Genomic DNA, 9,745 nt, shown 5'->3' on the forward strand with positions numbered 1-9,745 from the left:
CGCGCCTCGGCGCCTCGGCGGTTTCCAAAAAACTTACAATTCCAGCGGCACGCCCGGAGTCGGCAGTAGAATCTCGCTATTGGGCAGGTCGCCGGCCAGCGTGCTGCGGAACCACTCGATAGCCCCGGCGTCGCCGTGGACGAGGATGATTTTCTTGGGGCGCACTTTGTTGACGTAGGCGCGCAGGGTTTCACGCGTGGAGTGAGCGCTAAAGTTGAATTGCTCGACCTCGCAGTTAAGCGCCTGCGGGGGCACCTCGGGGCTGAGTTGCACGATATCGCCGGGCGCCGCCATGCGCAGGCGGCCAGCGGGCGACGCGGGATCGGCGTAACCGACGAAAAAGAGAGCGTGCTCCGGATTGCTGATGACCTGCCGGGCGTAGACGTTGGAGAGCGTCTTCTCGGTCATCATGCCGCTGGAGAGCGCGTAGAGGCGGCCGCCCTTGAGCGGGGTGGCCTCGGCGGCGCGACCGGCCATGGTGAAGGGCGCGACGTCATGGAGAAGCTGCAACTCGGGGTGCTGCCGCGGGACGAGCTGGGCGAGCTTGTCGTAGATTTCCGAAAGTTTCGTCCCGAGGCCGCCTATGTAGATGGGCCCAAGGCCGAGCAGGCCGTTGCGGCGGAACTCGTAGAACATCGCGAGGATCTCCTGCGTCTTGCCGAGCGCGAAGAGCGGGATGAGCACGCCGGCGCCGCGATCGAACGCCGTCTTGATCGCCTGGGCGAAGCGCAACTCCTCGCCCTCGCGGGTGAAACCTTGCGGGCTGGCGCGATCGCCGCGCGTGGTCTCGATGATGAGCACGTCCAGTTCCTCCTCGGGGAACTGCGCGCCTTGCATGATCGTCTGGTCATCGAACTGCACGTCGCCCGTGTAAAAGATCTGGCGGCCTTGCGCGCGGATGAGCGTGCCGACCGACCCGAGAATGTGCCCGGCATCGAAGAACTCGAGCGAGACCTCGGCATCCTCGCCCGGAATGAGGCGCTCACCGGTCACGTCAAAGCGCGTGCGCAGCGGAATGGGCCGCCAGCGCTTGAAGGCGACATCCACTTCACGATGCGTAAAGAGCGGGTAGTCGGCGATGCCTTCGTCCCGCTTCTTCATCATGACATTCACTGAATTGTGCAGCATCACGTCGCTCAGCAGGCGCGTGGCCTCGGTCATGAAAACGGGCGCCTGCGGCTGGCGGCGCATGAGCACCGGCATCGAGCCCACGTGGTCCTGGTGCGCATGCGAAAGGACGATGGCGTCGGCCGTGCCATCCGGCAACCGGCTGAAATCGGGCAGGGCGGCGGCGCCATCGAATCGCGGATGCAATCCAGAATCGAGGACGATGCGTTTCCCGGCGAGGTCGAGGCAATAGCAATTGGCGCCGATTTCGATCTGCCGGGTCAAATTAGTGAAGGTGAGACCTCCCATGACCGGTGGGCACCATGCGGGCGCTGGGGAGGGATGGCAAATGTTTTCACTGGTGAGCGGAGTGCCAGGAGCCAAGCGGCGTCACAATCTGCGTGTGGCAGGTCTCACTTGGCTCTCGTTACCCGGCTCTTGGCACTTTCCTAAAGAATCACCGGCCGCTTCGGCTTCCCGAAAGAATCCGGCGTGACAATGCGGAACAGCACACACACCGCGACGATCCCCACCGGCACCACCCCCGGCATCCAGACCAGCCAGCGCGCGAAGACCGCGAGGGCCATGAGCCCGTAAGCGGCCAGCACGAGCACCGCGCAGAAAATCGTTTTCCCCTTCTTCATGCGCGGCACGCGGAAGCTCAGCAACATGAACACCCCGATCACGGTGTATTGCGCCCACTCCGGCGCCGGCTGAATAAACGACTGCGCCTGAATCGTGGCGATGGCCGCGGCGAAAAGCTCGCCCGGCGAACCGTTGCGCCGCGCCGCCAGAGGGATGGTGCGCGAGACGGTGTCGGTGCGCGAGAGCAGCACGATGCTGTTCGTCAATTGATCGAGGGGCACGATCGGCTTGCGCCCGGCTTCCTTCTGCTCGCTGGCCAGCAGCAGATCATCGAGCCCAAAGCGGCTGAAGGGCACGCCGAAATCCACCCGCATGCGCCCGGCGGAATCGATGGGAATGTGAAACTTTTTTCCGAGGTCGATGTACGAGCCTATCTGCACGGTCACGTCGTCGGGCGTGAGCTTCGCCCACAAGAGCACCGCCTGCAGCGGAAAGGTGGGCGTCACCTGCCCGCGATAGCGCAGCACCAGCGGCACGGAGTTGAAGTGCCGATGCAGCAGGGGCATGTTCGTGAAACCGACGGTCGAAGAGAGCCGGTAGGCCTCCGAGGGCTGGAGTTCAATGGCGGTGAACTCAGGGATCTCGCTGATCGACCCGCGCACATTGCGCAGCAACGGCACTTCCTGGAGCGGCGGGATCACTTGCGGGTCCTCGGGAATGCCCAGAGTCGAGCCGAGCAGCATCTTGGGGGCGCGCAGGATATTGTCGCGGAGGATCTTTTCGTATTGCGCCAGCTTGCGGTTCTGGTCTTCCGGCAGCACGATCGCGCGTTCCCAGTCGAGCACCTGGTCCACGGCCACCACGCCCGGCTTGAGCGGCAGCGCGGACTGGAAGAAGAGCGAGAAATCCAGCGGGTTCCACGGCCAGGGATGGTTCACCAGGCTGGAGTTGTTGATGCCCACCAGCGCCACCGGCGAAGGCGCAGCCCCGCGCTGGCTGTTCATCGCCAGAAAATCCGCGAAGCCATTGTCCCACGCCGCCAGCGGCTCGGTCCGGGACTGGTTCAACAGCGCCAGACCGGCGAGCAGGGCGAGAAGCATGAACTGCGCTCCAGTGCGAAACATGGCGCGCAATTAGGCGCATTTCGCACGCGACTCCAGCACAAATGAACGCGTTCCCCCGAAAGGCCTTGGGAGAACGCCGCACGCCGAACGTCCAACGCCGAATATTTCTGAATCTCTTCGCCGTTCGGCTTTGGGCGTTCGGCGTTCTCCCAGCCCGTCCGATCAGGGTAAAAGCCCCGGCAAAAAACGAAAAAGCCGTCAGAGAGCTACGACAAGGAAGGTCGGACTACCGTTGCTGCCTTCCGGCCCTGGCGGGGTTTGTCTGCCTGCAATCCGTAGTCCCTGACGGGGTCGCCACTATGCGGCAGCCTGTGCGCAAGACAAATGCTTTTGTGAAAAATTAGGGGAAACCGCTTGCAATGATAAATTTTCGCAGCTTTAAAGTGCGACGCATTCACACAGCGGGTTGATTCCTGTTGTCCCCCGATACATATTTCACAAATCCTTTATGGCTAAAGTTTTCATTGGCATCGCATTGCTCTTCATGCTGGTCACCGCCGGCGTCGGCTTTATGCTGAAAGGCAACGTCGATAAGCTGCAATCTGCGTTGAGCAGTGCCAAAGGTAAGATCACCGTCGCAGAGGCCAACGCCCGGAGCGCGAAGAGCGATGCGGAGAAAGCCCAGAAGGAAGCCACGGAAGCCAACGGCAAAGCCGAGGCAGCTACGCAAGCGTTGGCGACCAAGACCAAGGAAGCGGACGAATCCCAGACGAAACTCAAGGAAGTCACTCTCGTGATCGACGGCAAAGACAAGGAAATCGCGGCTCTCAATGAGAAACTCGGTAAGGGTCCCGGAGGCCCCGACCCAGCGGTTCTCGCTCAACTTCAGGCTCAAGTTGCCGATCTCACCACGCAGAAAGCCAATGCCGAGGCAAAGGCCGCCGAGCAGGGGCAGCTCTATGAAACGGCTGTTGCCAAGGGCAAAGACAACGAACAGAAGGTCGCGGAACTCACGAAAAAGGAACGTGAGCGGCTAACCAATTTTCAAAAGCCTGGCCTTCAGGGTCGCATCCTCGCAGTGAACAACGGCTGGAACTTCGTCGTTCTCAGTGTGGGCGACAAGCAGGGCGTGATGACCAACTCTTCCCTGATCGTGGTGCGCGGCAATGAGCCCATCGCCCGCTTGCGGGTCACTTCGGTGGAACCGTCCACGTCGATTGCCGATGTGCTGCCTGGCACAGTGCGCCGCGGCGTCTCCGTCCAGCCGGGCGACACGGTGATCTTTGAAGGCACCCGCGGGGCCACCCCCGGGACCAAGGCGGCGCCAGAGGCCGGCCTCGCTGCCCCCCTCACTCCCACGCCCGCGCTCCCGAACAATTGATTGGAGCACCAATGCCGCGTATTGTCGGTTTTCTCCTGGCGGCTGCGGCTGCGGCGTTGCTGACCGCCTGTGCTGGCGACAAGCCTGAGGATCCCAACAACGTCTCCAACATCCCTTGGAATCGCCCGGAAAAGTGGGAAGGCCAGGGACCGATGGGCGGCATGATGCCGGGCAGCAACTAGCCCTGTCGCGCGGATAAGCGCGCCTTCCTTCCCGTCAGCGAATCCCTGATCGTGAAACCGCGCATTCTGGTGATTCGTGGGGGCGCCATCGGCGATTTCATCCTCACCCTCCCCGCCATCCGGCTGCTGCGGGAGAATTTTCCCGAAGCCCAGCTCGAGATCCTGGGCTACGAGCACATCATCGAACTGGCCCGGGGGCGTTTTTACGCGGACGCCACACGCTCGATTGAGTACGGACCGATGGCCGGGTTTTTCATCCCGAACTCCATCCTCGCCCCGGATCTCGTGGAATACTTCACCAGCTTCCAGCAGATCATCAGCTATCTGTTCGATCCCGATTTGTTCTTCGAGAACAACCTGCGCCGCGCCGGGGTGAAGAACATTCTGCCCGCCTACGCGCGGATCGACGACTCGCAGCACGCCGCCCAACAGCTCGCGCGTCCGTTGCAAAAGCTGGCCCTGTTTCTCGATGAGCCCGCGGCGGAAGTCTTCCCCTCGGCGGAAGATCGCTTGCGCGCCGGCCATTTCCTCGGCGAATCCACCGCCCCGGTCATCGCCATCCATCCCGGCAGCGGCAGCCCGCGCAAAAACTGGCCCGCGGAGAATTGGGCCGCCCTCGCCCAATGGCTAAGGGAATACACTCCGGAATCCCGCATCCTGCTGGTCGGCGGGGAGGCCGACGCCGCCTCGATAGCCACCGTGCAAGCCGCGGTGCAGGGAACCCACGTGCTCACCGCCCAACACCTGCCCCTGCCCCTGCTCGCCGCCGTCCTGGAGCGCTGCCGGCTCTTTCTCGGCCACGACAGCGGCATCTCCCATCTCGCCGCAGCGGCCGACACGCCCTGCCTGCTCCTCTTCGGCCCAACCGACCCCGCCGTCTGGGCGCCGGCCAATCCCGACGTGAAGGTCATCATCGCGCCGGCCTTCGATCTGGGTCAGCTTGCGTTCGCCGAGGTGCAGGAAGCTGTCAAAGACGCGCTGGAGCAGGCTCCCTGAGCAAACGCCCGTGGTCGCGAATACCGGCCAAGACAACACGACGGAGTGGTAGTCACTCAACCCTCAGCCTGTGTGGTCGATTTACTTTTACCACGAAGGCGCGAAGACACCAAGGGCCGGGTCTTAACTTCGTGTCTTCGTGTCTTCGTGGTTCAATCTCCGCAGTTCACTCCACCCGCTCACACCTTCACCGGATCCAGCTTCCAGATCTCACTCGCGTACTGCGCGATCGTGCGGTCGCTGGAGAATTTGCCCATGCGGGCGGTGTTCAGGATCGCCATCTTCGCCCAGCGCGTCTTGTCCTTGAAGGCCGTGTCCACCAGCTTCTGGCAGTCGACGTAGGACTGGAAATCCGCGAGCACGAGGAAGGGGTCGCTGTGGATGAGGTTGTCGTAGAGCATGCGCAGGCAGCCGGGCTCGTCGGGCGTGAAATAGTTGGAGCCGATCCAGTCGACCACGGCGCGCAGTTCTTCGTTCGCCATGTAGTAGTCGTGCGGCCGATAGCCTTTCTTCACCAGCGCGGTGACTTCCTCGACGGTCATGCCGCAGATGAAGATGTTGTCTTTCCCGACTTCCTCGAGAATCTCGACGTTCGCGCCGTCGAGCGTGCCGATGGTCAGCGCGCCATTCAGCGACAGCTTCATGTTGCCGGTGCCGCTGGCTTCCTTGCCCGCGGTGGAGATTTGTTCGGAAAGATCCGCCCCGGGCACGATGCGCTGGGCGAGCGAGACGCGATAGTTCGGCAGGAAGATGACCTTCAGCTTGTCGTTGATCCGCTTGTCGGCATTGATGATCGCCCCGACGGAATTGATGGCCTTGATGATGCACTTGGCCAGGTCGTAGCCGGGCGCCGCCTTGGCCGCGAAGAGGAAGACGCGCGGGGCGATATCGAGCTCGGGGTTCTGCAATAACCGCCGGTAGAGCGCGAGGATGTGGAGCAGGTTGAGGTGCTGCCGCTTGTACTCGTGCAGGCGCTTGATCTGCACGTCGAACAGGGCCGCGGGGTTCACGGCGATACCGAGTTGCGTCTTGATCAGGCGGGCGAGATCGACCTTGTTGGCATGCTTCACCGCCATGAATTCGCTCTGGAATTCCGCATCATCGGCGAACGCTTCCAAGCCGCGCAGCTTGTCGAGTTCGCGCTCCCAGCCGCCGCCGATTTTCTTGGTGATCAGCGCACTCAGGCGCGGATTGCAGGCCAGCAGCCAGCGCCGTGGGGTGATGCCGTTGGTCTTGTTGTTGAACTTGCCCGGATACAGGGCATCGAACTCCGGGAACAGATCGCTCTTGAGCAACTGCGTGTGCAGCGCGGCGACGCCATTCACCGAAAAGCTGCCCACCACGGAGAGATTCGCCATGCGCACCATTTGCACATTGCCTTCCTCGATGATCGAAAGCTGCCGCTTCTTCTGCACATCACCCGGCCATTTCGCTTCGACTACTTCGAGGAAGCGCTTGTTGATCTCGAAAATGATCTGGAGATGCCGCGGGAGCACTTTCTGGAAGAGCGGCACGCTCCACCGCTCCAGCGCCTCGGGCAGCAGCGTGTGGTTGGTGTAGGCAAAGGTCTTGGTGACGATCCCCCACGCCTTGTCCCACGGCATGGCGTACTCGTCGTGAAAGAGTCGCATCAACTCGACGATCGCGATGGCGGGGTGCGTGTCGTTGAGTTGGATGGCGACCTTTTCCGGGAAATCCTCCCACGCCTCGTTGTCCTTGCGGAAGCGGCGGAAGATATCGCGCAGCGAACAAGCGACGAAAAAGTACTGCTGCACGAGGCGCAGTTCCTTGCCGCTCTCGGTCTTGTCGTTGGGGTACAGGACCTTGGAGATCGTCTCGCTGACATTCTTCTCGCGCACAGCCTCGCCGTAACCACCCCGATTGAAGGCCTCGAAATCGAATTCTTCCGGCGAGCGCGATTCCCAGAGCCGCAGGAAATTGACGGTGTTGGTGCCGAAGCCGGGAATGGGAATGTCGTAGGGGACGCCGAGGAGTTTCTTCGCGCCCGTCCAGCGCGGCACGTAGTTGCCGCGGTCGTCGAAGACATTTTCCACGTGCCCGAAGATCTGGATCTCCGTGGAGTGCTCGGGACGGATGATTTCCCACGGCGTGCCGAAGGTGAGCCAGGCGTCGGGCAATTCCACCTGGTGGCCGTTGCGGAATTCCTGCTTGAAAAGACCGTACTGGTAATGAATGCCGTAGCCGACCGCCGGCAGATCGAGCGTAGCCAGGGAATCAAGGAAACAGGCGGCCAGGCGGCCGAGGCCGCCGTTGCCGAGCGCCATGTCGTACTCTTCCTTGCGGAGCGTTTCCGTATCGAGCCCCATCTCCTGCAAGGCCAGCTCCATGTCGGCAAAAATACCGGCACTGTAGAGACTGTTGGAGAACAGCCGGCCCATGAGGAACTCGAGCGAGAAGTAGTAAACCCGTTTCGCGTTCACGCGATGATGCGCCGTTTGGGTGGCGATCATGCGTTCGATAATCAGGCTCTGGGCAGCCTTGGAAGTAGCCAGCCACCAGTCGCGTCGCGAGGCCGTTTGCGTATCGCGGGCCAGGCTGAATTTCAGGTGATTTTTGATCAGCTTTTTGAGTCCCGGGACCGAATGATCAATAGCCGATGTGAATTGCGCGGATTCAGACATACGGGGCTCGTGTGTCTTCGCAATGCGCGCTGAAGACAAGGAAATTCAAGGTCTCGATCCAACTTGAGGAATTTTCGGCGCTCCCGTATCCTGCTCTCATGAAATACTTGGATCGCGTCACGTTCGACCCCGAACAATGCGGAGGACGTCCCTGCATCCGTAGTATGCGCATCCGGGTGAAGGACATACTCGAGATGCTGGCTGCTGGCGTGAGCGAAAAACAGATCCTCGAGGATTTTCCGTATCTCGAAACCGAGGACATTCGGGCCTGTCTGGAATTTGCGGCGACGGAAATGGATCACGCCGTGGTAAAAGTCGCCTAACTTGCTGCGCTTTCTCGTCGATGCTCAGTTGCCGCCGCAATCGGCGCGCGCCTTGATTCAGGAAGGTCATCAGGCCGAGCATGTGGAAGACGTAGGGCTGCGCCATGGCAAAGACGCGGCGATTTGGGAGTACGCCACGCGCTCCCCGGCTGTCATCATCACCAAAGACGAAGATTTCGTGAATCGCTACCGTCGCCAGGCCGTCGGCCCGCGCCATTGTGTGGGTCCGGATTGGCAATGCCGCCAACGCCGCGTTGCTCGCCTGGTTCCTCCCCAATCTGCCCGTCATCGTCGTGCGCATTCAAAGCGGGGACCCACTCATTGAAGTGCGCTGATCGGTTCCTGGCGGAATCCGCAGCTCCCCTTTTCCATTTTCCATCTCGCATCTTCCATCTCCCCGGACGTCCCCAAATCCACGCTTCCCACGTTCCCTGCCGATTCCCTACCCTCCGCCGCATGCCCCGACACGACGGTCGTAAAAGCGACCAACTCCGCCCGATTTCCTTCACCCCCAATATCGCCCCCCATTCCACCGGCTCCGTGCTGGTGGCCGCCGGCGATACCCGCGTCATTTGCAGCGCCATGATCGAGGAATCGATCCCGAACTGGATGAAATACCAGAAGGTGTCCGGCGGCTGGCTCACTGCGGAGTATTCCATGCTCCCCTACTCCACGCTGGAACGGAAGCAGCGCGACAGCGCCAAGGGCCGCCTCGACGGACGCAGTGTGGAAATCCAGCGCCTGATCGGCCGCTCGCTGCGGGCCGTGGTCGATCTCGATCTGCTCGGGCCGCGCACGCTCTGCATCGATTGCGATGTCCTGCAGGCCGATGGCGGCACCCGCACGGCCTCGATCACCGGGGCCTGCGTGGCCGCGTCGCTCGCCGTGGAAAAGCTCATCGAGAAAGGCCTGCTCACCAAGTCTCCCATCCGGCAGCTCGTCGCCGCCGTGAGCGTGGGCGTGGTGAATGGCGAGCCCCTTCTCGATCTCAACTACCTCGAGGACAAGGATGCCTCCGTGGACATGAATCTCGTGATGACTGCCAACGGCCAATTCGTCGAGGTGCAGGGCTCGGGCGAGGAGCAAACTTTCTCCGAAACGGAGCTGGCGGCGATGCTCGCGCTGGGAAAAAAAGGCATCGGGGAGTTGATCGCGGCGCAACGAGTCGCTATTAGCTCCGCCTCCACGGCCATCCCTGAACCCGTGGGCCTCGTCTTCCCAACGAGCGCCTAGTGCTCAGTATTTAGTGCTTAGTGCTCAGTAAGACTCTGCGATGCAAAGACTAAGAACTGGGAACTGAGAACTAAGAACTCAAAACCAAGCGCGAAGAATTTATGAAGAAAGCTTTAATCACCGGCATCACTGGACAGGACGGCTCGTACCTCGCCGATCTCTTGCTCGAGAAGGGCTATGAAGTCCATGGCATCATCCGCCGGGCCAGCACCTTCAACACCTCGCGCATCGA

The 9,745-nt window shown here is 61.6% G+C and carries 10 protein-coding genes and 1 other RNA gene; 7 read left to right on the top strand and 4 right to left on the bottom strand.

Going from position 1 to position 9,745, the window contains the following annotated elements; translation table 11 throughout:
* Positions 1 to 33: 33 nt before the first annotated feature.
* The 3 genes from ABJF10_RS25450 to ffs form a co-directional block, all read right to left on the bottom strand.
* Positions 34 to 1,392 carry an MBL fold metallo-hydrolase gene (locus ABJF10_RS25450; protein WP_348547434.1) on the bottom strand — a complete coding sequence of 453 codons (1,359 nt, stop codon included), beginning with the start codon at positions 1,390 to 1,392 and terminating at the stop codon, positions 34 to 36.
* 164 nt (positions 1,393 to 1,556) lie between these two features.
* Complete coding sequence (locus tag ABJF10_RS25455; RefSeq protein ID WP_348547435.1) at positions 1,557 to 2,816, bottom strand: hypothetical protein; 1,260 nt, start codon at positions 2,814 to 2,816, stop codon at positions 1,557 to 1,559.
* A 193-nt stretch (positions 2,817 to 3,009) separates the two neighbouring features.
* Positions 3,010 to 3,104: signal recognition particle sRNA small type (gene ffs, locus ABJF10_RS25460), an RNA gene on the bottom strand.
* Between the two features lie 160 nt (positions 3,105 to 3,264).
* Here ffs and ABJF10_RS25465 point away from each other — a divergent pair.
* From ABJF10_RS25465 to ABJF10_RS25475, 3 genes are read left to right on the top strand one after another with little or no spacing between them, the layout of a single operon-like run.
* Positions 3,265 to 4,137: a hypothetical protein gene (locus ABJF10_RS25465; protein ID WP_348547436.1), complete on the top strand. Its 873-nt coding sequence runs from the start codon at positions 3,265 to 3,267 to the stop codon at positions 4,135 to 4,137.
* Between the two features lie 11 nt (positions 4,138 to 4,148).
* Entirely contained in the window at positions 4,149 to 4,319 is a 171-nt protein-coding gene (locus ABJF10_RS25470) for a hypothetical protein (RefSeq protein WP_348547437.1), read from the top strand.
* A gap of 51 nt (positions 4,320 to 4,370) precedes the next feature.
* Positions 4,371 to 5,315: a glycosyltransferase family 9 protein gene (locus tag ABJF10_RS25475; protein WP_348547438.1), complete on the top strand. Its 945-nt coding sequence runs from the start codon at positions 4,371 to 4,373 to the stop codon at positions 5,313 to 5,315.
* A gap of 179 nt (positions 5,316 to 5,494) precedes the next feature.
* Here ABJF10_RS25475 and ABJF10_RS25480 read toward each other — a convergent pair whose 3' ends face one another.
* Positions 5,495 to 7,957, bottom strand: a complete 2,463-nt coding sequence (locus ABJF10_RS25480; protein WP_348547439.1) for a glycogen/starch/alpha-glucan phosphorylase — start codon at positions 7,955 to 7,957, stop codon at positions 5,495 to 5,497.
* Positions 7,958 to 8,055: 98 nt separating this feature from the next.
* Here ABJF10_RS25480 and ABJF10_RS25485 point away from each other — a divergent pair, with 98 nt between their 5' ends.
* The 4 genes from ABJF10_RS25485 to ABJF10_RS25500 all read left to right on the top strand — a co-directional run.
* The gene (locus tag ABJF10_RS25485) at positions 8,056 to 8,280 is read left to right on the top strand and encodes a DUF433 domain-containing protein (protein ID WP_348547440.1); all 225 of its coding nucleotides are present in this window, start codon (positions 8,056 to 8,058) and stop codon (positions 8,278 to 8,280) included.
* Between the two features lies 1 nt (position 8,281).
* Entirely contained in the window at positions 8,282 to 8,605 is a 324-nt protein-coding gene (locus ABJF10_RS25490) for a DUF5615 family PIN-like protein (protein WP_348547441.1), read from the top strand.
* 131 nt (positions 8,606 to 8,736) lie between these two features.
* Positions 8,737 to 9,513: a ribonuclease PH gene (gene rph / locus ABJF10_RS25495; protein ID WP_348547442.1), complete on the top strand. Its 777-nt coding sequence runs from the start codon at positions 8,737 to 8,739 to the stop codon at positions 9,511 to 9,513.
* A gap of 101 nt (positions 9,514 to 9,614) precedes the next feature.
* On the top strand, positions 9,615 to 9,745 hold a 131-nt coding region (locus ABJF10_RS25500; protein ID WP_348547443.1), incomplete at its 3' end, for a GDP-mannose 4,6-dehydratase.

It is taken from the genome of Chthoniobacter sp. (genome assembly GCF_040003245.1).
In the GTDB taxonomy this organism is placed as follows: domain Bacteria; phylum Verrucomicrobiota; class Verrucomicrobiia; order Chthoniobacterales; family Chthoniobacteraceae; genus Chthoniobacter.

What these genes read in the sequence shown, in the direction of transcription:
- ABJF10_RS25455 (WP_348547435.1), bottom strand. Translation starts at nt 2,816, where the DNA reads ATGTTTCGCACTGGAGCGCAGTTCATGCTTCTCGCCCTGCTCGCCGGT.
- ABJF10_RS25465 (WP_348547436.1), top strand. Translation starts at nt 3,265, where the DNA reads ATGGCTAAAGTTTTCATTGGCATCGCATTGCTCTTCATGCTGGTCACC.
- ABJF10_RS25470 (WP_348547437.1), top strand. Translation starts at nt 4,149, where the DNA reads ATGCCGCGTATTGTCGGTTTTCTCCTGGCGGCTGCGGCTGCGGCGTTG.
- ABJF10_RS25480 (WP_348547439.1), bottom strand. Translation starts at nt 7,957, where the DNA reads ATGTCTGAATCCGCGCAATTCACATCGGCTATTGATCATTCGGTCCCG.
- ABJF10_RS25485 (WP_348547440.1), top strand. Translation starts at nt 8,056, where the DNA reads ATGAAATACTTGGATCGCGTCACGTTCGACCCCGAACAATGCGGAGGA.
- rph (WP_348547442.1), top strand. Translation starts at nt 8,737, where the DNA reads ATGCCCCGACACGACGGTCGTAAAAGCGACCAACTCCGCCCGATTTCC.